Here is a 22280-nt window from a genome sequence, read left to right on the forward strand (position 1 = left end):
GCCTGGGCGGGCGTTAGTTGACGGCCGTGCGGGAGCCGCAGGACAGCAGGTAGTTGCGGGTGCGCTTGGCGATGGGCATCGGTACATCGAAGGCCACCGGGTACATATCCTGCTCCACTATGCCGAAGATGGGGCGGTTCAGTGCCTCCACGGCTTCGATGACGGCGCGGAGGTCCGGCAGCCCGTTCGGCGGCTCGGTCATCACGCCGGCGAGGTTGGCCGCCGCCCAGGTCATGTTTTCCTTGTTGACCTTTCTCAGGATGTCCGGGTTGATCTGCTTCAGGTGCAGGTAGCCGATGCGGTCCGGGTAGTTCTTGATCAGCTCAAGGCTGGAGGCCCCGCAGTATTCCGCGTGGCCGGTGTCCAGGCACAGGTTCAGGTACTTCGCGTCCGTGGCGGCCAGCAGGGTTTCAATGTCTTCCTGCGCTCCGACATGGGAATCGGCGTGCGAGTGGAACTGCTGCTGCAGGCCGAAGTCCTCCAGCAGGGTCTTGCCCAGGCGGTTGTGGCCGGCAAACAGGTCACTCCAGGCCTTCTCCGTGAGTTCGCCGCTTTCGACGGCTTCGCCGGTGACGTCGTCGCGCCACATGGCGGGGATGACCACGATGTGCTCGCCGCCCATGGCTGCCGTGAGCTCGGCGACCTTGCGGGCCGGCTCCCAGGCGGTCTCCCACTGGTCCAATCCGCGGTGGAAAGCGGTGAAAACCGTTCCTGCGGTGACCTTCAGGTCGCGGGCCTTGAGTTCCTCGGCCAGCCTGGTGGGGTCGTTCGGCAGGTAGCCGTACGGGCCGAGTTCGATCCACTTGTAGCCGGATTCGGCCACTTCGTCGAGGAACCGCTCCCACGGGGTCTGCTTCGGGTCATCCGCGAACCAGACGCCCCAGGAGTCCGGTGCGGTGCCGATGATCAGCTTGTTCTCTGTCATTGCTCAATCCTTCTCATCGATTGGTTTCGGCAAGCTCAACCACCGGTGGTTGAGCTTGCCGAAAACCCAGAGGTGGGGGCCTAGTTGGAGGGGAAGTTGTAGGAGGCGCCGGAGGCGTGGGTGGGCTCGGGCCAGCGGGACGTCACTACTTTGCCGCGGGTGTAGAAGGAGACGCCTTCGGGGCCGTAGATGTGCTTGTCGCCGAAGAGGGAGGCTTTCCAGCCGCCGAAGGAGTGGTAGGCCACAGGGACGGGCAGGGGCACATTGATGCCGATCATGCCCACGGTCACGGAGCGCTGGAACTTCCGGGCGTTCGCGCCGGAAGAGGTGAAGATCGCGGTGCCGTTGCCGTACGGGTTGGCGTTGATCAGGCTGATGCCGGCGTCGAGGTCCTCAACACGGACCACCACGAGGACCGGTCCGAAGATTTCCTCCGTGTAGGCGGTCATTTCAGTCTTGACATGGTCAATGACCGTGGGGCCCACCCAGAAGCCGTCCTCGTGGCCGGGGACCACCAGGTCGCGGCCATCCACCACCATGGCCGCGCCTGCGGTTTCGGCTTCGGTGACGATCCGTACGATGCGTTCCTTGGACGCCGGAGTGATGACCGGGCCCATTTCGGCGCCGGGCGCGGTGCCGTTGTTGACCTGCACGGCCAGGGCGCGCTCTTCGACCTTCTTGACGATCAGGTCCGCGGCGTCCCCGACGGCGACGGCGACGGAGATCGCCATGCAGCGCTCCCCCGCGGAGCCGAAAGCGGCGGCAGCAAGGTGGTCGGCGGCGTTGTCCAGGTCGGCGTCGGGCATGATGATGGCGTGGTTCTTCGCCCCGCCCAGGGCCTGGACCCGCTTGCCGTGCTTGGTAGCGGTCTCGTGCACGTACTGGGCGATCGGGGTGGAGCCGACGAACGAGATGCCGTCCACGTCCGGGTGGGTCAGGAGCCCCTCGACGGTTTCCTTGTCGCCGTGCAGGACCTGGAACACGCCGTCGGGCAGGCCGGCCTGCTTGAACAGCCTGGCCAGCAGCATCGAGGCGGACGGGTCACGCTCGGAGGGCTTGAGGATGAAGGCGTTGCCGGTGGCGATCGCCATCGGGGCCATCCACAACGGCACCATCACGGGGAAGTTGAACGGGGTGATCCCGGCGACGACGCCGAGCGGCTCGCGGAAGGAGAAGACGTCGATGCCGGTGGAGACCTGGTCGGAGTAGTCGCCCTTGAGCAGTGTCGGGATGCCGCAGGCGAACTCGATGACTTCCAGGCCGCGGCCGATCTCGCCCTTGGCGTCGGAGAGGACCTTGCCGTGCTCGGCGGTGATCAGCTCGGCGAGCTCGTCGACATGGGCCGCGACGAGTTCGCGGAACTTGAACAGCACCGTGGTGCGCTTGGCCAGCGAGATGTCGCCCCAGCTGTCAGCGGCGGCGCGGGCGGCAGCCACGGTGGCGTCCAGGTCCGCCCGGTTGGCCAGCCGCAGCTCCGCGGACACGGCGCCGGTGGCCGGGTTGTAGACGGGCTGGGTGCGGGTGCCCTCACCGGCGGTCTCGGCGCCGTTGATGAAGTGGTTGATCGTGGTGGTCTCAGAGGTGATGGCAGTCATTGGACTCTTCCTTGAGTAGTCGAAGGGGATGAAGTGAAGGAATTTAGCCGAGCAGTTTGCGCTGGCGGGCCTTGTGGTCGGTGTAGGTCTGGAAGGCCTGCTTTGTGGAGTCCAGCTCGGAGACCTGGGAGACGGGAACGTCCCACCAGGACTCGGAGCTCGGCGCGTCCAGCAGCGGATCGGATTCGACGTGGATCAGGATGGGCCCGCCGCGTTCCGGGGCGGCTTTGGCGTCCCGGATGGCCTGTTCGAGTTCGGCGATGACCTTCTCCCCCGGTTCGATCCGGACCACCTTCACGCCGAGGCTCTCGGCGTTCAGTGCCAGGTCCACGGGAAGGGTCTCGCCTTCGTCGAAGCTGTGCTGTTCCTCGTCCAGGGCCCGGTACTGGGTGCCAAACCGCTGCGAGCCGAGGGATTCGGAAAGCGAACCGATGGAGGCGTAGCCGTGGTTCTGGATCAGGACCACAATCAGTTTGATCCGTTCGGCGACGGCGGTGACCAGTTCGGTGTGCATCATCAGGTAGGAGCCGTCCCCCACCATCACCACCACATCCCGGTCCGTGCCGCCGCGGGCGGCTTCTGCCAGCGCGGCGCGCTTGACGCCGAGTCCCCCGGGGATTTCATAGCCCATGCAGGAGTACGCGTATTCGACGTGGTAGCCGAACGGGTCCCGGACACGCCACATCTTGTGCAGGTCACCGGGCAGCGACCCGGCGGCGCAGATCACGACGTCGGCGGCGTCCATGGCCCGGGACGTGGCGCCGATGATCTCGTTCTGCGCCGGCAACGGCGTGAACCGGGTGTCGAATGCCTCGTCCACGGTGGCGTCCCAGCGCTTCTTCTCCGCAGCGATCTGCTGTTCCAGGTCCGCGCCGACGCGGTAGCCGCCCAGGGCTGCGTTGAGCTTGACCAGGGCCTTGCGGGCATCGGCCACGATCGGCAGGGTCGTGCCGTGCTTGTACGCGTCAATCGGGGCGACGTTGATGTTGATGAACTTCACGTCCGGGTTCTGGAACGCGGTCCGCGAGGCGGTGGTGAAGTCCTCGTAGCGGGTGCCGATCCCGATGATGAGGTCAGCCTCGGCGGCGATGGCGTTGGCCGCCGTTGTGCCGGTGGAGCCGATCGCGCCGAGGGAGAACCGGTGGTCCCAGGGCAGGACGCCGACGCCGGCCTGGGTGTTGCCCACCGGAATCCCGGTCAGCTCGGCGAACTTCGCGAGTTCGTCGTTGGCGTAGGCGTAGAGTACGCCGCCGCCGGCGATGATGAGCGGGCGCTTCGCGGCACGGATCGCAACGGCTGCGCGGCGGATGTCCTCGTCGTCGGCGTCGGGGCGGCGGATCCGCCACTCCCGCTCGGCCAGGAACTCCTCAGGCACGTCGAAGGCCTCGGCCTGGACATCCTGCGGCAGCGAAATCGTGACGGCACCGGTTTCGGCCGGGTCCGTCAGGACCCGCAGGCCGTGGTGGAACGCGGAGAACAGCTGTTCGGGCCGGGAGACCCGGTCGAAGAACTTGGACAGCGGCCGGAAGGCGTCATTGACGGTGATGTCGTAGGCGTAGGGCTGTTCGAGCTGCTGCAGGACCGGGTCCGCGGCGCGGGTCGCGAACGTGTCGGACGGGAGCAGCAGCACCGGCAGCCGGTTGGTGGTGGCCAGCGCCGCACCGGTCAGCAGGTTGGAGGAACCCGGCCCGATCGAGGTGCTGATCGCGAACGTCTGGCGGCGCCGGGTGTGCCGGGCGTAGCCTACGGCCTGGTGCGCCTGGGCCTGCTCGTTGCGGCCCTGGTAATACGGCATGATCCGCGGATCAAGCTGCTGGTACTGCTTCAAGGCCTGGCCGACGCCGGCCACGTTGCCGTGCCCGAAAATCCCGAACGTTCCCGGGATCAGGCGTTCCCGGTAATCCACCCCGCCGACAGAGTCAGCGGTGTACTGCTTGGACAGGTATTCCACCACGGCCTGTGCGACCGTCATTCGGCGGGTCCCGGTTGCTGTTCTCGTCCCCATGGGAAGTTACTCCGATACTTCTGCGGTGTGGGCTGGTGCGGTGTGGTGAAGGAGGGAGGCGGCGGTGCCTACGGCGCCGGCAACATCGCCGTCGGCCGGATACAGGAGTGTCCGTCCGACGGTGAGGCCCTGCACGCCCGGGAGGGCAAGGGCGGCCTGCCAGCTGGCGAAGACCTCGTCCTGGGTGCCGTCCGGGTCCCCGCCCAGGAGCACAGTGGGCATGGTGGTGGCCGCCATGACCCGTTCCATCCCGGTCACCACGGGCAGCTTCATCCACGTATACGCGCTGGTCGAACCCAGGCCCTCGGCGATGGCAATGGATTTGATGACGGCGTCCGTGGAGAGGTCGTTGCGGACCTTGCCGTTTTCCCGGAGGGACAGGAACGGTTCCACCATGGCGATCAGCCTGCGCTCGGCAAGGGAGTCGATGGCCTTGGCCGTGGCCTCAAGCATCGACACCGTATCCGGGTCGCCCAGGCAGATGCGCGTCAGCATCTTGCCGCCGTCGGCACCGAGGGCTTCCAAGGCTGCCGCAGTGTGGCCGGTGAACCGGTCATCGAACTCGTTGACCAGGCCGGCGAGCCCGCCACGGTTCATCGATCCAAAAACCAGCTTGCCTTCAAGGGCGCCGAGCAGGAGCAGGTCGTCCATGATGTCCGGCGAGGCCAGCACGCCGTCCACGTCCGGGTTGGCCAGCGCAATCTGCAGCCGGTCCAACAGCTGCCGGCGGTCGGCCATGGCCACGGGATCATTTCCGACGGCGAGAGCTCCCCGTGCGGGGTGGTCGGCGGCGACGATGAAGTTCTGCCGGCCGTACTTCAGGCCGGGATGGCGGCGCCGTGCCGTGGCGGCCCGGGCAATGGCGTCCGGGTCTTCGAGGCGGATGGTGCTCAGGTGTGCGTAGCGGCGGGGATCGTCGTCCAGGGCATTGTTCGAGGCGAGGGGTGTGAGTGTCACAGTGCTGCTCCTTGCGGGACTGACGTGCCGGGAACCGGGCGGCCGCGTTCGGCCAGCAGCGAGGTGACCTCATCCGGCGTCGGCATCGCATCGGCGCAGGACAAACGGGAGGCAACAATCGCGCCGGCGGCGTTGGCGTAGTCCAGGACCTGGGCCAGCGGCCAGCCGGAGAGCAGTCCGTGGCAGAACGCCCCACCGAAGGAATCTCCGGCGCCGAGGCCGTTGACGGTCTCCACCGGGACAGGGGCGGACACCACACGCTCGGTGCGGGTCTTCGCCATGACTCCCTCCGGGCCGAGTTTGACGACGGCGATCTCCACTCCGGCGGCGAGCAGGCGGTCGGCCTGCTCGTCAGGGGTTCCCTCCCCCACCGCGACGGCGCATTCCTTGTCATTGCCGATGGCCACCGTGACGTGCGGCAGGATCCTGGCCACCTGGGCCCGGGCTTCCTCCTCCGATGCCCAGAACATGGGCCGATAATCCAGGTCCAGGATAGTGAACTGGCCCTCCTGAAGGCCGGCCTGCGGGCGGGCCTCATGCGCTTTGATGTGGGCTTCGCGGCTGGGCTCCTGGCACAGGCCCGTGACGGTGGACCAGAAGATCCGCGCGTCCCGGATGGCGTCCAGGTCCAGCTCTTCGGCCCTGATCTGGAGGTCGGGTGCCGTGGGAAAACGTCCGTAGAAGTACAGCGGGAAGTCCTCGGGCGGCTTGATCGCGCAGAAGGTCACCGCGGTGGGCCACTCCTTCACCGGCGTGACAAAGGAATCGTCAACGTTGAACTTCTTCAGTTCCCGGTGAAGATACGTTCCGAACGCGTCATCGCCGGTGCGGGTGATCACGCCGGTCCGGCGGCCATGCCGGGCAGCCGCCACGGCAACGTTCGACGGCGATCCGCCAAGGTACTTTCCAAAGGAGGTCACGTCCTCCAGATCCACCCCGATGTCATTCGGGTAGATATCAACGCTGATGCGCCCGATCGTGAGCAGTTCGTGGGTCACGGTAATCGCGGACCTTTCTTGTTTGAACTCTGTACCTCAAAACAGCTAGAGCCCGGTGCCTGGCTGGCCCCTCCATGAGCGGGGTCACATCCACTACTCTGCCCTAGAATCAATGTCCTGTCAAAGGTTTGTACTGACATGTTTACAACTTGCCAAAGGAGATCGCGAGGCCCACAATCGGAGCCCGCAGCCCGCCGGAAACAGCGCTATTTACGGGGCACGGCCAGCTCGCCGGTGACATATTGGGCCCTGCCAAAGCCGAAGGACCAGTCGCCGGCCGCGTTCTCCACGTAGCCGATAAAGACGTCCTCGCCGGCCACACCCACGCCTTCCAGCCTCGCGGCGATGGCGGCAAAAAGTGACTGCTTGGCCGCCTGGCTGCGGCCGGCCTGGGTGAAGATTTGAATCATCACCACATCCGGGGTGCGCTCGAAGCCCAATCCGGCATCCTGCGCCACAATCTGGCCCTGCGGATGTTCGGTCAGGACGTGGAAGTAGTCCCGCTCCGGAATCCCATACTCCGCCAGGATCGCACCATGGATCCCCCGGCTCAGTCGGCGCAGATCCTCGGGGCTGCGCCCCTGATTGACATCTATTCGTACCAGCGGCACAGCGACTCCCTCAAGTAGTTTGTCCTGACATACTAACAAACTTTTCACCGTGGGAACAAGATTCGTCCACAACCCCTTGCCGCCCTGAGGTTCCAGGAGTAGCCTTAAACAACCAAGAGGTTGATAAAGCAATTGATTGATTACGTAGTTGATTGATGACAGCGCCAGGCACACAGCAGGAGGTGGCGGGGATGGACAGCGACGATGCGCTCCTTGATGCAGCGTTCGCAGCCTTGGCCGACCCCGTCCGCCGCCGCATCATCGCCCGGCTCAGCCGGGGCCCCGCCACCGTCAATGAACTTGCGGAACCCTTCGCGATCACCAAACAGGCGGTCTCGAAGCACATCCAGGTCCTCGAGCAGGCGCAGTTGGTCACACGTACGCGTGACGCGCAGCGCCGGCCCGTCCACCTGAACCCCGTACGGCTGGAGGCGCTCACCGCCTGGATTGACCAGTACCGGTTGGTCCGCGAGGGGCAGTTCCGCAGCCTCGATGCCGTGCTCCACTCCAGCGCCGCCGCAAGCGGCACACAGGCAAAGGACCCATCATGACCAATGAACTGAAACTCAGCATCCCCGAAGGACTTCCCTTTATCGACTACGAGCGGGAGTTCGACTTCCCCGTCGCAGACGTGTTCCGCGCGCACAAGGACCCGGACCTGATCGTCCAGTGGCTCGGTCCGCGGGGACTGAAGATGGACATCGACCACTACGACTTCCGCACCGGCGGCACCTACAGCTACCTGCACACGGGGCCGGACGGCGTCGCCTACGAATTCAGCGGGGTCTTCCACACCGTCCGGGAAAACGAATTCGCCATCCAGACCTTCGAGTTCGGCGGCTACCCGGATGTTGTCAGCCTCGAATTCATGACCTTTGAGGACCTCGGCAACGGTCGCACCCGCCTGCGGGGCCATTCCGTCTACCCCACCCAGGAGGCGCGGGACGGCATGGCGCAGTCCGGCATGGAGGGCGGCATGACGGAGGGCTACGAGCGGCTGGATGAGCTGCTCAGCGGCGCAAAGGTCTAGGGCAGAAAAGTACGACGGCGGACGGTCACTTTCCAGGGGAAGGTGACCGTCCGTCGTCGTACTTAAAACAGCAACGCGGGGTCACTCCGCGCCCATCCACGCGTGTGGAATGGGCGGGAAGTGACCCCGCGTTGCTTGGTCCTGGGCTTAGAGCGCTGCGTAGACTTCGCGCAGCAGCTTGGCGGTCTCGGACGGCGTCTTGCCGACCTTCACGCCTGCAGCCTCAAGTGCTTCCTTCTTGGCCTGGGCGGTTCCTGCGGAACCGGAGACGATGGCGCCGGCGTGGCCCATGGTCTTGCCTTCGGGAGCGGTGAAGCCGGCCACGTAGCCAACAACCGGCTTGGTGACGTTGGCCTTGATGAAGTCAGCCGCACGCTCTTCAGCGTCGCCGCCGATTTCGCCGATCATGACGATCGCCTTGGTCTCGGGGTCAGCCTCGAACGCAGCCAGGGCGTCGATGTGGGTGGTGCCGATGACGGGGTCGCCGCCGATGCCGATGGCGGTGGAGAAGCCGAGGTCGCGCAGCTCGTACATCATCTGGTAGGTCAGGGTTCCGGACTTGGAAACCAGGCCGATGGGGCCCTTGCCCGTGATGTTGTTCGGCGTGATGCCGACCAGCGCTTCGCCGGGGGTGATGATGCCGGGGCAGTTCGGTCCGATGATGCGGGTGACCTGCTTGCCATCGGCGTCAACCGTGGCCTGGGCCAGTGCCCAGAATTCGGCGGAGTCCTGGACCGGCACGCCTTCGGTGATGACTACAACGAGGCCGATGCCGGCTTCGATGGCTTCAACAACGGCGTTCTTGGTGAATGCCGGCGGGACGAAGACGATGGAGACGTCAGCGCCGGTTTCGGCCATGGCTTCCTTGACGGTGCCAAAGACGTTGATTTCGTTGTCGCCGTGCAGGACCGTGGTGCCGGCCTTGCGGGCGTTGACGCCACCAACAATGTTGGTGCCGGCCTTCAGCATCAGGGCGGTGTGCTTGGTGCCTTCGCCGCCGGTGATGCCCTGGACGATGACCTTGGAGTCCTTGTTCAGATAGATAGACATGGTGCGTCCCTTTACTTAGCTGCGTTGGCGAGCTCGGCGGCCTTGTCGGCGCCCTCGTCCATGGTGGCGGCCAGGGTAACCAGCGGGTGGTTGGCCTCGGCCAGGATGCGGCGGCCTTCCTCAACGTTGTTGCCGTCGAGGCGGACTACCAGCGGCTTGTTCGCGGAGGAGCCCAGCTCGGCCAGGGCGCCAACGATACCCTTGGCCACGGCGTCACACGCGGTGATGCCACCGAAGACGTTCACGAACACGGACTTGACCTGCTCGTCACCGAGGATCACGTCGAGGCCGGCCGCCATGACCTCGGCGGATGCTCCACCGCCGATGTCCAGGAAGTTGGCGGGCTTGACGTTGCCGTGGTTTTCGCCGGCGTAGGCAACGACGTCCAGCGTGGACATAACCAGGCCTGCACCGTTGCCGATGATGCCAACGGAGCCGTCCAGCTTGACGTAGTTCAGGTCCTGCGCCTTGGCCTTGGCCTCGAGCGGGTCCGCAGCGTCCTTGTCCTCGAGGAGGGCGTGCTTGGCGTGGCGGAACTCCGCGTTCTCGTCGAGGGAGACCTTGCCGTCCAGTGCCACGATGTCGCCGGCACCGGTCTTGACCAGCGGGTTGACCTCAACGAGGGTGGCGTCTTCCTTCTTGAAGACGTCCCACAGCTTGAGGATCACGGCGGCGACCTTGCCGCGCAGTTCCTCAGCGAAGCCGGCGGCTGCAACGATTTCGTCAGCCTTGGCCTGGTCGATGCCGACGGCGGGATCGATGGCGATCTTGGCCAGCGCTTCCGGACGTTCGACAGCGAGCTGCTCGATCTCCATGCCGCCCTCCACCGAGCACATGGCCAGGTAGTTGCGGTTTGCCCGGTCCAGCAGGACGGAGAAGTAGTATTCCTCGGCGATGTCAGCACCCTGGGCGATCATCACCTTGTTGACGGTGTGGCCCTTGATGTCCATGCCCAGGATGTTGGTGGAGTGCTCAAGTGCCTCGTCGGCGGTCTTGGCAACCTTGACGCCGCCGGCCTTACCGCGGCCACCGGCCTTAACCTGGGCCTTAACGACAGTTACGCCGCCGATCTTCTCGGCAGCTGCCTTTGCTTCTTCTGGGGTGTACGCCACGATGCCAGCAAGCACGGGTACACCGTGCGCCTCGAACATATCGCGCGCCTGGTATTCAAACAGGTCCACGGTTTAGTGTCCTTCTACGTCGAAGTAGTTTCTGTACAGTCGGGCACCATCGAAGACGGTGACCGGGCTGCGGAATTGCAAGCACCTGCGACTGGTTGGAAACGAGCCACGCGGCGCAATGCTCCTTTCGGAACTCTAGTCCTTTCTGGGGACCGGCCCGTCCCAGACTACCGCTTATGTGAGTAAGGACACTATTCTATGGAGCGTAGAAAAAGCCCTAGATTACGGGGTTTTTGGGGCCTCGGACGGGGCCGGGGAAGCCGTCCCGGACGCCTTGGAAATAAGTTCGTAGCGGTCCCGTGCAACAAAGAATCCGACGCCGGCGGACACGTTTCCGCACGCCACGCCGCCGTTGTAGGCCGAACAACGCAGCCCGTTCCGTTCCAGGTTCTGCCCGTCCGGAAGGACCGGCAGCTGGGTGATGGGACCGGTCTTGTTCCCCTCCGGTCCGTAGGCTGCCTCCATTTGTGTGACGCCGGAACGGCACCCGCCGTAGGTTGCTGATTCAGGAGTCAGCAGGGCCGTTCCGCCGAGATACCCCAGGCCGGTTCCGGCGCAGTCGTCCTTCACGTCGGCGGTTGCCGGCTTGGGATACTTCGCGAGCTCGCAATGTGCCACGGGAACCGTAGCCAGTTTGGTGTTCGCGCTGTCGCTGAAGTTGTTCTGCTCATAGGAAAGCTTGATGTGCTCGCCCTTGGCCGAGGTCAGTGAACACACAATGGAGCGGTCCTCGGTCACGAAGGAGACGATGTCTTCGCCGGCGGCGAAGGGGGCTGGATCGGCCAGGGCTGCCTGTTCCAGTTGTTCCAGTGCGGGCAGCGGCGGCGGAGCCACGTAGCCGGGGTCCTCGGTGGTGATGGAACACGCCGTGGCCGCCAGCAGGAAGAAGGCGGCCAGGATCCCCAATACAGTCCGTCGCATGGGCTCCATTATGCCCGGATGCCGGCGTCACCCCGCGGACGGCTTCGCGATGCCCTCCACGACGGCGGCAGCAGCCTCGGCCGGATCTGCCGAGTCCAGCTGTTCACGCATCTTCCGTGCGCGCTCTTTCCAGCCGGGATCTGCCAGGACTTTCTCCACGGCGCCCGCGATGTCGGCGGGCCTGGGCGCATCCGACCGCAGATTGATGCCGACGCCGGCATATTCCACCCTGGCGTTGACGTCACTCTTGCCCTCGTTGATGCCCGACACCACCAACGGGACACCCTTGGAAAGGCTGAGCTGCACGCCACCGAACCCGCCGTTGGTGATGAACACGTCGGTGAAGTCAAAGACGGTCGCGAAATCCACGTAGTCCCGCACCACCACATTGGCCTGTTTGTAGCGGGCCTGGAGCGCTTCGGTGCCGCGTCCACCGGTAGCAACGATCACCAGTGCGTCCATGTCCTTCAGCGCCTCAAGCGCGGGAATAATCAGTTTGTTGTGGTCAGCGTTGTCCACCGTCCCCTGTGTCACCACGAACGTTGCCGGGTAGTTCCGCGGCAGCTCATCGTCGACGCCGGTCCCTGCCGCGGACTGGTCGGCTGCACGGTACGGCAGCAGCGCACCAACGTAGTGGACCTTGGGGTTGATGTGCCGCCGCGGGAAATCGAGGGACTCCGGGCCGGTCTGGATGACGGCGTCCGAGCACCGATAGGGTTCGTCCGTCAACCGGCCGTGGCTGGGGACCACCTGGCCATAGGTCCCGTGCTGGCGCCGGTAGCTCTGGTTCGCCGGCCTGAAGATGACCTTGTCCGAAAGCAGCCCCGCTGAGGCCTGCACCAGCTTTTCCGCGGCGTTACGGGGCGGGTTGAAGCCGAAGAACAGCGGGGGGACCATCGGATCGCTCTCCATGTTCGGAACCACCACGAAGGTCACCAGTGGCTTTCCCAAAAGATGCGAAAGCAGGCGCTGGATGAACATGGTGCTGTCCACGACCGCGACGTCGAACGGGAAATCCGTGTTCAGGTCGCGGATGTCCTCAAAGAAATTGCTGATGTTGCTGGCAAAGATCTTTTCCCCGTCGAAGCCGATAGCCAGGGGCCCTTTGAGCCTGGCCCGCTCCGGATACAGCTCGTTCAGGTTGTCCGCACGGTGCTCGATCGCCCGGCGGAACGGGAAGTGCTCAATGCCCAGCCTCTGGAGCTTTCCGGCGAATACCTGGCCGGTGTACCAGCGGACGTCATGGCCGCGCTCCTGCAGGCGCATCGCGACACCTGTCATCGGGTTGAAATGGCCGTCAACGGCCTGGCTGGCGAACAGGATTTTCACGGTAGTGCCCCGAATCTGCCGTACTCAATTTTCCTGAACTGTATGCCAGCCCGGGTCCCCGGACAAGGGCAGCCAGACCTAGGCGTCGAGCTTGGTCAGCGGCGCGTAGCGCAGCAGGAGCCGCTTCTCCCCCACGTCGAATTTGACCTTTGCCACGGTCTTGTCACCGGCGCCTTCAAGCGCCAGCACCGTGCCATTGCCGAAGCTGGTGTGGTTGACCTTGTCCCCCACGCTGACCGCAACGATCTCCTTCTGAGGCTGCACCCGGTTCTTGGCGATGATGGCGGGAACGTCCGAGTTGAAACCGGCCGAGGAATCGGCCGCCGCGCCACGGGCCGTGCCGGCACCCCAGAAGGATCCGCTGTACCGGTTGGAGGCGATGGATCCGCTGCCCCAGCCGCCGGTCTGCCGGCTGGTTCCTTCGCGTTTCCACTCCAGCAGCTCGGCCGGGATTTCCTCGAGGAACTGGCTGGCGGGGTTGTACTGGCTCTGGCCCCACATGCTGCGGACCTCAGAACGCGTGACGTAGAGGCGCTTGCGGGCGCGCGTCAGGCCCACGTAGGCGAGCCGGCGCTCCTCGGCGAGTTCCTTGGGGTCCGTGGCGGACCGCTGGTGCGGGAACAGCCCGTGCTCCATGCCGGTCAGGAACACCACCGGGAATTCGAGGCCCTTGGCGGTGTGCAGGGTCATGAGCGTGACCACACCCAGCCGTTTGGCTTCCGCCACGGCGGCGTCGATGTCGGCGCCCGGCGCGTCCGGGATCTGGTCGGCGTCCGCGACGAGCGAGACCTGTTCCAGGAAGGCGCCCAGCGACCCTTCCGGGTTCTCCTGTTCGTATTCACGGACGACGGCGACCAGTTCCGCCAGGTTTTCCACGCGGGACTCGTCCTGCGGATCGGTGCTCGAACGCAGGCCAGCCAGGTAGCCGGTCTGCTCCAGCACCGCTTCAAGGGCAGCCGCCGCGCCTGAACCGGCCGCCACTTCGGCGAGGTCGTCCAGGAGTTTCACGAAGCCCAGCACCGCGTTGACGGAGCGGGTGGCCATGCCGGGGGCTTCCTCGGCGCGGCGGGCGGCCGCCATGAAGGACATCCGCTCCCGCTGTGCCAGTGCAGCCACGGCGCCCTCGGCGCGGTCGCCGATGCCGCGCTTGGGTTCGTTCAGCACACGGCGCAGGTTGACGTCGTCGTCAGGGTTGACCAGCACCCGGAGGTAGGCGAGCGCGTCCTTGATTTCCTTGCGTTCGTAGAAGCGGGTGCCGCCAACCACCTTGTACGGAAGCCCTACCCGCACCAGCACGTCCTCGATGGAGCGGGACTGAGCGTTGGTGCGGTAGAAAATGGCGACATCGCCGGGGCGGAGGTTGTCCTCGTCCTGGAGCCGGTCGATTTCCTTGGCGATGAACTGGGCTTCGTCGTGTTCGTTTTCGCCCACGTAGCCGATGATCTTGTGGCCTTCGCCTTCGGCTGTCCACAGCCGCTTGTCCGGGCGGTTGGGGTTGCGCGAGATCACGGAGTTGGCGGCGCTGAGGATGTTCTGGGTGGAGCGGTAGTTCTGCTCCAGTTTGATGGTGCGGGCGTTGGGGTAGTCCTTTTCGAATTCCACGATGTTGCGGATGTCTGCGCCGCGGAACGCGTAGATGGACTGGTCGGAGTCGCCCACCACGGTGAGCTCGGAGGCGCCGGGTCCCTCGCCCACGATTTCGCGCACCAGCGCGTACTGGGCATGGTTGGTGTCCTGGTACTCGTCCACGAGAACGTGCCGGAACCGCCGCCGGTAGGAGTCGGCGAGCGCCGGGAAGGCCCGGAACATGTAGACGGTCTCGGCGATGAGGTCGTCAAAGTCCATGGCGTTGGCCTGGCGCAGCCGCTGGGTGTAGCCCTTGAAGACGTCGGCCACGGCTGACTCGAACGGATCGTTGTGGTTCGCGGAGGACGTGTAGGAGTCGGCGTCGATGAGCTCGTTCTTGAGTGCCGAGATCTTGTGCTGGATGGCCTTGGGCGCGAACTTCTTGGGGTCCAGGTCCAGGCTCTTGGACACCTGCGTGACCAGCCGGAGCGAGTCCGCGGAGTCGTAGATGGAGAAGTTGGACTTCAGGCCGATGTTGGCCGCTTCCTGCCGGAGGATGCGCACGCAGGAGGAGTGGAAGGTGGAGATCCACATGATTTTGGCACGGCCGCCTACAAGGACCTCGATGCGCTCCCGCATTTCCGCGGCGGCCTTGTTGGTGAACGTGATGGCCAGGATCTCGCCGTGATGTGCCCGATGCGTGGCGATAAGGTAGGCAATCCTGTTGGCGAGGACGCGGGTCTTGCCTGAACCCGCCCCGGCCACGATCAGCAAGGAACTGCCGGCGTGTTTGACGGCCTCTTCCTGCTGGGGGTTGAGTCCCTGCAGCAGCTCATCCGCGCCCGGCCGGTGGTGCGCGGCCGGGCGGTGTTCCGCGCTCCGGCCTCCCCCGCCGCCCCCGATTTCGGAGGCCTGGGCGAGGCCTTCGGGGCGCGACTTGGTGCGGGCGGCGGCCGCCGGGGCGGCCTTGAACGGTCCGTCAGAGTACGGGTCAAACAACATATCCATGGTGCCTACAAGTCTAGGCGGTGGGGCCGACACTCACTTCCGGCCTGTGGATTACTCCAGGTCCGTCCGGCGTTTCCCGTACTCCGGAGGCGCGGCTCAGGCCACCGAGCCGGACTCCAGGGCCGCACGCAGCTCGCGCACCGCCGTCGTGCCTCCGGCCATGAACCAGTCCAGGCCGTTGATCCGGACCGTGTCCGTGGCGCCGCCGGCGGCACGGACGATGGCCTTGCCGGGCAGCCAGTCCCATTCGGGGCAGCTGTGCTGGAACCAGCACCCCAGCTGTCCGTCGGCTACCCGTCCCAGGTCGCAGGAGCCCGAGCCGAGCATCCGCAGGGCAGCGGCGGAGGTGGCCGCGGCGTGCCAGGGCATGGCGCACAGCGGATCCATCAGCCAGGTGGGGTGGATGTACGTGGCAGCACCGAGTTCCGCCACGGGGGTGCCGTTGCGGGACCCATGGTTGTCGCGGAAGACGCCCAGGCTCTCGCCGTTCAGGGTGGCGTGGCGGGTGCTGCCGCCCAGCCAGAGTTTGTCCTCTTCAGGCTGGAAGATGGCCCCGAGCAGCACGTCCGAGGAGTCTTTGAGCGCTATCGCGGAGCACCAGTAGGTGGAGCCGTGAAGGAAGTTGTAGGTGCCGTCCACGGGGTCGATGACCCAGGTGCGGCCGCTGGTGCCCTGGACCGACGCGCCTTCTTCACCGAGGATGCCGTCCTCGGGCCGGCAGCGCCGGAGCTGTTCCAGGACGTAGGCCTCGGCCGCGTGGTCCGCGGCGGTCACAACGTCCGAGACTGAGGTTTTCTGCTGCGACTGCAGGCCGGCCATCCGCATCAGCAGGGCCAGCTGGCCCGCCTCCCGGACCAGCGCCGACGCGAGCTGGTAGTCGTCCAGTGAGGGGTCAAGTTCAACAGCGCTGTGCCGGCCTATGGTCATGACCCCAGTTTATGGGGCGGGATAATGGTGCCATGGCCAAAACTCCTGCGCAGCGGATCAAGAAGCACGGTTCCAAGGCAGCTGTTCCGCAGCACCACCTCCCGCCGGTCATCAACCCCACCACTGGCCGGTCGCCGCAGAAGGCCCGGAACAACAGCAACCTGATTGTCATCGCTGGCGTGGTGGTCAGCCTGTTCCTGTTCTGGTACGTCCACCTGCTGACCCTTGACCAGCTGCGGGACGTTTCCGGCGAGCTGGCCATGCCGGACTCGCTGGTCGGCGGCTTCGACACGGCCTACGTCGGCGAACTGCACGCCGCCATGAACGACGACGCCCGCGGCCAGCTCAACTACGTCCACAAGACCGCCGGCACCCTGTTCCCGCTCATCTTCGGCTTCACGTGGCTGCTGCTGATCGGGACCAATGTGGCCAGGAAGGCCGTCCGCTGGGCTCTCTGGGCCGTGCCGCTGCTGTTTGTGGTGGTCCGTTTGTGGGGCAACGTCGCCATCGATGCGGCACTGGCAGCGGGAACGCCCGACGCCGGTCAGGTCGCCTTGGCGTCCGGCCTCACCGTCGCAGGGTGGGTGCTGTTCGTCCTCAGCCTCCTCGCCGGGGCCGCGGCCGTGTTCCTGGGGAAGAAGCCGGCCGCCGGACCCGCTACGGCCGCGCCGCCGCAGTAGCCCGGGCGCGCAGTTCCTTCCGGTGCCGGTGGACCCGCTGTGCGATGACCAGGCCCGAGGCCGCCACGCCCAGCGTGACGGGGTAGCCCATCAGCCGTTCGAGCGTGCCCGGCTCCGGAACGTCCATGCCCGTCAGCCCGCCCGTTGCCAGCGCGGCGAGGGACACCACGCCGCAGGCCAGGATGAACCACCCCAGCGGAGTCTGCCGCAGCCACAGGACGCCCAGCACCAGGAGGGCACCCGCGCCGGCGAGGAAATACGTCACCGCGCCGATGAAGTGGAAGGCCGATCCGGCGTCCTCAGGAACCAGGCCCACCACGATGGTCCCGGCACCGGCAGCGCCGGTGAGGATCCGCACCCAGGCAGCCGCCAGCCAGGGCTTCCCGCGTCCTGGCTGGACCCGCGCTCCGGCCCTGGCGGCGACGCACAACAGCCCGGAACCCAGCAGCAGCGCCCCGAGGAGCATGCCCAGCCCCTGGATGATAAACGAGGCGTTCATCAGCCAATGCAGCGGCGAACACACGTCCCTGCCGTCGTAGATCCCGCAGTTAACCGCGCCCAGGTCGCTGATGTACCCGGTCCGCCGGTCGTAGGGCTGCGGACCGGCCCACGCCCCGATCACCCCGGTTTCCGCGGCGAAGTACTGCAGCACGCTCAGGACGGACCAGGCCCCGATGTACTGCCGGGTGGAGGCCGTGTCCGGGATGAGGGCGGTGGCTGGAGCGGACGTCGGGCCTGATCTCATGCCAAGAGCGTAGTACGGCCTCCCACCTTGTATGCTTATATCCGTGTCCGGACGGACCGGCCCTGCCGGAACAGCGGATGCGCGCCCTCGTAGCTCAGTGGATAGAGCACGGCTCTCCTAAAGCCGGTGTCGTTGGTTCGATTCCAATCGAGGGCACTTGAACCTTCCCGAACCCCAGGCTGCCGGGCAGACGGGGCCGGACTTCGACCTCCGCGCCTACCTGCTCGGTCCCTCGCAGTCCGGGCACTGGACCGTTGAACGGCAGCTGCTGGACCGGGCGGCAGGCACTCACGGAACCTTTTCCGGCGTCGTGCATTTTTCCGCCACGGACGACGGCGGCCTGGCCTTCCGGGAAGAAGGCACCATGCGCTGGCCCACCTTCACAGGCCCCGCCACCCGCGAGTACCTCCTCAAACCCGCCGAACATCCCGATGCCCTGGACGTGCTTTTCGCCGACGGGCGGCCGTTCCACCGGATGAGCTTCACGCCGGAAGCCAACCTGGACAAGCACTGGTGCGATCCCGATACCTACCGGGTGGCGTATGTGTTGGAGGGTCCTGATGCGTTCAGCTACACGTGGGATGTCACCGGGCCGCGCAAGGACCTGCTGCTGGCCTCGGCCCTGCGGCGGGTGCTCTGAAGCGGCTAGGCTCGAAGCCGTGAAAGCCCGCATTGTTGTCTCTGCCGTTTGTGTCTTCGACGCCGCCGGCCGGCTCCTGACCGTCCGCAAACGCGGCACCGGCATGTTTATGCACCCCGGCGGCAAGCCCGAACCGGGCGAAACAGCCGTCCACGCCGCGGCCCGGGAACTCCAGGAGGAAGTGGGCATCGTCGTCGATCCGGCCGACCTGCAGCTCATGGGCGTGTGGATCGCCGACGCCGCCAACGAGGCCGCCACGGACATTGAAGCCACGGTGTTCACGGCCCCCGGGACCTGGACCGCGCACCCTTCAGCCGAGATCGCCGAGATCCGCTGGCTGGACCTGGCCGCCCTGGATCGGGGCGCCCCGCTGCCAGGGGACCTCGCACCGCTCCTCACGGACCACGTCCTGCCTGAACTGGCCGCGCTCCGCCGTTGAGGGGTGAGGTTAGAACTCCGGAACGGCCTCCTCAGCCACGGCCGTGGCCTCGGCGAACTGCGTCCGGTACAGCTCCGCGTAGCGCCCCTCGGCGGCGAGCAGCTCCGTGTGCGTCCCGCGCTCCACGATCTGCCCGTCCTCTACTACCAGGATCACGTCGGCGGCACGGATGGTGGACAGCCGGTGGGCAATCACGACGGCGGTGCGCCCCTCAAGCGCGGCGCCCAGGGCCGCCTGTACGGCGGCTTCGTTGGTGGAGTCGAGCGCGGCGGTCGCCTCGTCCAGGATGACCACCCTGGGCTGGGAGATCAGCAGCCGGGCGATGGTGAGGCGCTGGCGTTCACCGCCGGAAAGCCGGTATCCCCGCTCCCCCACCACCGTGTCCAGGCCGTCGGGCAGGGACCGGATCATGGTCTCGAGCCGGGCCTGCCGGATGGCTTCCCACATGTCGTCGTCGGTGGCATCGGGCTTGGCGAGCCGGAGGTTGGAGGCGATGCTCTCGTGGAAAAGGTGCCCGTCCTGGGTCACCATGCCCAGGGTGTCGCGCACCGAGTCGAACGTGGCGTCCCGGACGTCCAGCCCGGAGCCCGGCAGGGTGCCGCCGAGCCGGACGGCGCCGGAGTCGACGTCGTACAGCCGGGAAAGCAGCTGCGCGATGGTGGACTTTCCCGCGCCGGATGACCCCACCAGGGCCACGGTCTGCCCCGGCTCCACCCGGAAGCTGATGCCGTGCAGCACTTCCTCGCCGCCGCGGGTGTCCAGGGTGGACACCTCCTCCAGCGAGGCCAGCGACACCTTGTCCGCCGAGGGGTAGGCGAAGCGGACGTCGTCGAACTCCACGGAGACCGGTCCGGCCGGCACCTCCACGGCGTCGGGCTTCTGCTGGATCAGCGGCTTGAGGTCCAGGATTTCGAAGACCCGCTCGAAGCTGACCAGGGCACTCATGATTTCGACGCGGGCGTTGGACAGGGCCGTGAGCGGCGCGTACAGGCGGGTCAGCAGGAGCGCCAGCACCACCACGTCCCCGGCGGCGAGCTGGCCGGCGATGGCGAGCCAGCCGCCCAGGCCGTAGACAAGGGCGAGGGCGAGCGCCGATACCAGCGTCAGCGCGGTGACGAAGGTGAACTGCAGCATGGCCGTGCGGACGCCGATGTCGCGGACCCGGCCGGCCCGGACGGCAAACTCGCGGGATTCCTCGTCCGGCCGGCCGAAAAGCTTGACCAGGGTGGCGCCGGGGGCGGAGAACCGCTCGGTCATCTGGGTGCCCATGGCGGCGTTGTGTTCGGCGGCCTCACGCCGCAGGTCCGCGAGCCGGGAACCCATCCGACGTGCGGGGATCAGGAAGATCGGCAGCAGGACCATCGCGAGGACGGTGACCTGCCAGGAGGTGCCCAGCATCACGATCAGCGTCAGGACCAGCGCCACGACGTTGCTGACCACACCGGACAGGGTGCCGGCGAACGCGGACTGGGCCCCGATGACGTCGTTGTTCAGGCGGCTGACCAGGGCGCCGGTGCGCGTGCGGGTGAAGAACGCGATGGGCATCTTCTGCACGTGGTCAAAGACCCTCGTGCGAAGGTCCACGATCACGCCTTCGCCGATGGTGGAGGACAGCCAGCGGCTCACCAGCCCCAGACCGGCTTCGGCCACCGCCACGACGGCGATCAGCACGGCGAGCCGGATGACCTCCCCGGTGCCGGACTTGGCCACGATGGCGTCCACCACCTGGCCGGCCAGGACCGGGGTTGCGACGGCGAGGAACGCCATCACGATGGAGAGCGCCACAAACGCGATCAGTTTTGTCCGGTGCGGCCGGGCGAAGCCCAGGACCCGTTTCAGCGTTTCCTTGGAGAACGGCTTGGAGCCGCTCTTGGCCCGGGTGATGTTGTAGAGGGATCCCCAGGCCACGCGTTCCATGCTCATCGCTGTTGCTCCGTTGCGCCGGTCATGATCTCAGTTACCGTCCCGTTGTCCACATTCCACCGTACATCCAGGCGCACGTTCTCCAGCAGCCTCCGGTCATGGGTGACCAGCAGCAGGGCGCCCTCGTAGCTTTCCAGGGCCTCCTCGAGCTGTTCGATAGCTGGCAGGTCGAGGTGGTTGGTGGGTTCGTCGAGGACCAGCAGGTTCACGCCACGGGCCTGCAGCAAGGCAAGGGCGGCCCTGGTGCGTTCGCCGGGTGAGAGGGAGTCCACGGGGCGCGCCGTGTGGTCCGCCTTCAGCCCGAATTTGGCCAGCAGGGTGCGGACCTCCGCCGGTGTGAGGTCTGTGAGTACGGCTTCGACGGCGTCACCCAGCTTGAGGCGCCCCGCCAGCAGTCCGCGGGCCTGGTCGATTTCGCCGACGGCCACGGAGGCACCCATGGCGGCGTTGCCGGCGTCCGGGGCCTGGACTCCCAGGAGAAGGCGAAGCAGTGTTGACTTGCCCGCTCCGTTGGGGCCGGTGATGCCGATCCGCTCCCCCGCGTTGAGCTGGAGGTTGACCGGTCCCAGGGTGAAGTCGCCCTGGTTCACGACGGCGTCCCGCAAGGTTGCCACCACGGCACTGGACCGCGGCGCCTGGCCGATGGTGAACTGCAGCTGCCATTCCTTCCGGGGCTCCTCCACCACGTCCAGCCGGGCGATCCGGGATTCCATCTGCCGGACCTTCTGCGCCTGCTTCTCCGAGGACTCGGTGCTTGCCGCGCGGCGGATCTTGTCGTTGTCGGGGCTCTTCTTCATGGCGTTCCGCACGCCCTGGGAGCTCCACTCACGCTGCGTACGGGCCCGGGAGACGAGGTCCGCCTTGGTGGAGGCGAACTCCTCGAACCGTTCCCGGGCGTGGCGGCGTGCCACGGCGCGTTCCTCCAGGAACGCCTCGTAGCCGCCGTCGTAGACGGCCACCGAGTTCTGGGCCAGGTCAAGCTCCACGATGGTGGTGACGCAGCGGGCCAGGAACTCACGGTCATGGGACACCAGCACCACACCGCCGCGCAGGCCCTGCACAAACGCCTCGAGTTTGGCCAGGCCGGCGAGGTCAAGATCGTTCGTGGGCTCGTCCAGCAGAACGATGTCGAAACGGCTAAGCAGCAGGGCTGCAAGGGCCACCCGGGCAGCCTGGCCGCCGGAGAGCCCGGTCATGGGAGCGTCCGGGCCGGTTTCCAGCCCGAGGTCCGCGAGCACCGGCGGGATGCGTTCATCGAGGTCCGCCGCGCCCGAGGCCATCCAGCGGTCAAAGGCCAGGGAATAGGCATCGTCCGCCCCGGCGGCACCGGAACCCAGGGCCTCGGCGGTGGATTCCATCTCTGCCGTCGCCTGGGCGCAGCCGGTCCGGCGCGCGATGTAGGCGGCAACGGTCTCGCCGGCCACCCGTTCGTGCTCCTGCGGCAGCCACCCCACGAAGGCGTCGGCCGGGGCCAGGCTGACGGAACCGCCCTGCGGCTGGTCCACGCCGGCGAGCAGGCGCAGCAGAGTGGACTTGCCGGCACCGTTGGCGCCCACCACACCAACGACGTCACCCGGGGAGACGGTCAGCGAAAGCTTGGAGAAGAGCGTCCGGTGGTCATGGCCTCCGGAAAGGTCTTTGGCAACAAGGGTTGCAGTCATGGGGTCCATCCTCTCGATGCTGCCGGACCGCGGAGAATCCCGCTGGGGCGGCGGCCCGGGCTGTTCCTCCGGGAAAGCCGCAGAAAACC

Annotated in this window: 20 protein-coding genes and 1 tRNA gene; 6 read left to right on the forward strand and 15 right to left on the reverse strand. The window is 66.5% G+C overall.

Features of this window, described 5'->3' with window-relative positions; translation table 11 throughout:
• Positions 1 to 13: 13 nt before the first annotated feature.
• The 6 genes from EYS21_RS15530 to EYS21_RS15555 form a co-directional block, all read right to left on the reverse strand.
• Positions 14 to 925 carry a sugar phosphate isomerase/epimerase gene (locus tag EYS21_RS15530; protein ID WP_131134111.1) on the reverse strand — a complete coding sequence of 304 codons (912 nt, stop codon included), beginning with the start codon at positions 923 to 925 and terminating at the stop codon, positions 14 to 16.
• Between the two features lie 80 nt (positions 926 to 1005).
• Complete coding sequence (locus EYS21_RS15535; protein WP_131134112.1) at positions 1006 to 2520, reverse strand: CoA-acylating methylmalonate-semialdehyde dehydrogenase; 1515 nt, start codon at positions 2518 to 2520, stop codon at positions 1006 to 1008.
• 43 nt (positions 2521 to 2563) lie between these two features.
• Positions 2564 to 4492, reverse strand: coding sequence for a 3D-(3,5/4)-trihydroxycyclohexane-1,2-dione acylhydrolase (decyclizing) (gene iolD, locus EYS21_RS15540; RefSeq protein WP_131134113.1), 1929 nt, complete (start codon positions 4490 to 4492; stop codon positions 2564 to 2566).
• A gap of 39 nt (positions 4493 to 4531) precedes the next feature.
• Positions 4532 to 5482, reverse strand: coding sequence for a deoxyribose-phosphate aldolase (locus EYS21_RS15545; RefSeq protein ID WP_131134114.1), 951 nt, complete (start codon positions 5480 to 5482; stop codon positions 4532 to 4534).
• Positions 5479 to 6480, reverse strand: a complete 1002-nt coding sequence (gene iolC, locus EYS21_RS15550; protein ID WP_131134115.1) for a 5-dehydro-2-deoxygluconokinase — start codon at positions 6478 to 6480, stop codon at positions 5479 to 5481. The genes EYS21_RS15545 and iolC overlap by 4 nt, the downstream gene beginning before the upstream one ends.
• Before the next feature lie 206 nt (positions 6481 to 6686).
• A complete protein-coding gene (locus EYS21_RS15555) occupies positions 6687 to 7091 on the reverse strand; it encodes a tautomerase family protein (RefSeq protein ID WP_131134116.1) in 405 nt (134 codons plus the stop codon).
• A gap of 191 nt (positions 7092 to 7282) precedes the next feature.
• Here EYS21_RS15555 and EYS21_RS15560 point away from each other — a divergent pair, with 191 nt between their 5' ends.
• Positions 7283 to 7642: a metalloregulator ArsR/SmtB family transcription factor gene (locus tag EYS21_RS15560; protein ID WP_131134117.1), complete on the forward strand. Its 360-nt coding sequence runs from the start codon at positions 7283 to 7285 to the stop codon at positions 7640 to 7642.
• Positions 7639 to 8121, forward strand: coding sequence for an SRPBCC family protein (locus tag EYS21_RS15565; RefSeq protein ID WP_131134118.1), 483 nt, complete (start codon positions 7639 to 7641; stop codon positions 8119 to 8121). The genes EYS21_RS15560 and EYS21_RS15565 overlap by 4 nt, the downstream gene beginning before the upstream one ends.
• Before the next feature lie 147 nt (positions 8122 to 8268).
• Here EYS21_RS15565 and sucD read toward each other — a convergent pair whose 3' ends face one another.
• The 6 genes from sucD to EYS21_RS15595 all read right to left on the reverse strand — a co-directional run bounded on the left by sucD (position 8269) and on the right by EYS21_RS15595 (position 16103).
• Positions 8269 to 9171 (reverse strand): succinate--CoA ligase subunit alpha, encoded by a 903-nt coding sequence (gene sucD, locus EYS21_RS15570; protein WP_131134119.1) that lies wholly within the window; start codon positions 9169 to 9171, stop codon positions 8269 to 8271.
• Between the two features lie 11 nt (positions 9172 to 9182).
• Positions 9183 to 10352, reverse strand: coding sequence for an ADP-forming succinate--CoA ligase subunit beta (gene sucC / locus EYS21_RS15575; protein ID WP_131134120.1), 1170 nt, complete (start codon positions 10350 to 10352; stop codon positions 9183 to 9185).
• Between the two features lie 222 nt (positions 10353 to 10574).
• Positions 10575 to 11282, reverse strand: a complete 708-nt coding sequence (locus tag EYS21_RS15580; protein ID WP_131134121.1) for a hypothetical protein — start codon at positions 11280 to 11282, stop codon at positions 10575 to 10577.
• An 18-nt stretch (positions 11283 to 11300) separates the two neighbouring features.
• Complete coding sequence (locus EYS21_RS15585; protein WP_131134122.1) at positions 11301 to 12602, reverse strand: nucleotide disphospho-sugar-binding domain-containing protein; 1302 nt, start codon at positions 12600 to 12602, stop codon at positions 11301 to 11303.
• Between the two features lie 78 nt (positions 12603 to 12680).
• Positions 12681 to 15176, reverse strand: coding sequence for a DNA helicase PcrA (pcrA, locus tag EYS21_RS15590; RefSeq protein WP_131134123.1), 2496 nt, complete (start codon positions 15174 to 15176; stop codon positions 12681 to 12683).
• Between the two features lie 96 nt (positions 15177 to 15272).
• Positions 15273 to 16103, reverse strand: a complete 831-nt coding sequence (locus tag EYS21_RS15595) for an inositol monophosphatase family protein (RefSeq protein ID WP_131134124.1) — start codon at positions 16101 to 16103, stop codon at positions 15273 to 15275.
• Positions 16104 to 16135: 32 nt separating this feature from the next.
• Between EYS21_RS15595 and EYS21_RS15600 the strand changes: the two genes are divergently transcribed.
• A complete protein-coding gene (locus tag EYS21_RS15600; protein ID WP_131134125.1) occupies positions 16136 to 16783 on the forward strand; it encodes a hypothetical protein in 648 nt (215 codons plus the stop codon).
• Here EYS21_RS15600 and EYS21_RS15605 read toward each other — a convergent pair.
• Complete coding sequence (locus EYS21_RS15605; protein ID WP_131134126.1) at positions 16761 to 17528, reverse strand: DUF998 domain-containing protein; 768 nt, start codon at positions 17526 to 17528, stop codon at positions 16761 to 16763. The two genes, EYS21_RS15600 and EYS21_RS15605, sit on opposite strands and share 23 nt — an antisense overlap.
• A gap of 83 nt (positions 17529 to 17611) precedes the next feature.
• On the opposite strand from EYS21_RS15605, the gene EYS21_RS15610 reads away from it, so the two are divergent.
• The 3 genes from EYS21_RS15610 to EYS21_RS15620 all read left to right on the forward strand — a co-directional run bounded on the left by EYS21_RS15610 (position 17612) and on the right by EYS21_RS15620 (position 18607).
• A tRNA-Arg gene (locus EYS21_RS15610) sits at positions 17612 to 17684 on the forward strand.
• 1 nt (position 17685) lies between these two features.
• A complete protein-coding gene (locus EYS21_RS15615; protein ID WP_131134127.1) occupies positions 17686 to 18168 on the forward strand; it encodes a DUF6314 family protein in 483 nt (160 codons plus the stop codon).
• A gap of 19 nt (positions 18169 to 18187) precedes the next feature.
• Positions 18188 to 18607: an NUDIX domain-containing protein gene (locus EYS21_RS15620; RefSeq protein ID WP_207307789.1), complete on the forward strand. Its 420-nt coding sequence runs from the start codon at positions 18188 to 18190 to the stop codon at positions 18605 to 18607.
• Positions 18608 to 18616: 9 nt separating this feature from the next.
• Here EYS21_RS15620 and EYS21_RS15625 read toward each other — a convergent pair whose 3' ends face one another.
• Together EYS21_RS15625 and EYS21_RS15630 are read right to left on the reverse strand one after the other, a co-directional pair.
• The gene (locus EYS21_RS15625; RefSeq protein ID WP_131134128.1) at positions 18617 to 20530 is read right to left on the reverse strand and encodes an ABC transporter ATP-binding protein; all 1914 of its coding nucleotides are present in this window, start codon (positions 20528 to 20530) and stop codon (positions 18617 to 18619) included.
• Positions 20527 to 22191: an ABC-F family ATP-binding cassette domain-containing protein gene (locus EYS21_RS15630; RefSeq protein WP_131134129.1), complete on the reverse strand. Its 1665-nt coding sequence runs from the start codon at positions 22189 to 22191 to the stop codon at positions 20527 to 20529. The genes EYS21_RS15625 and EYS21_RS15630 overlap by 4 nt, the downstream gene beginning before the upstream one ends.
• Positions 22192 to 22280 lie beyond the last annotated feature (89 nt).

This window comes from Arthrobacter sp. S39, from assembly GCF_004320525.1.
Lineage (GTDB): Bacteria > Actinomycetota > Actinomycetes > Actinomycetales > Micrococcaceae > Arthrobacter.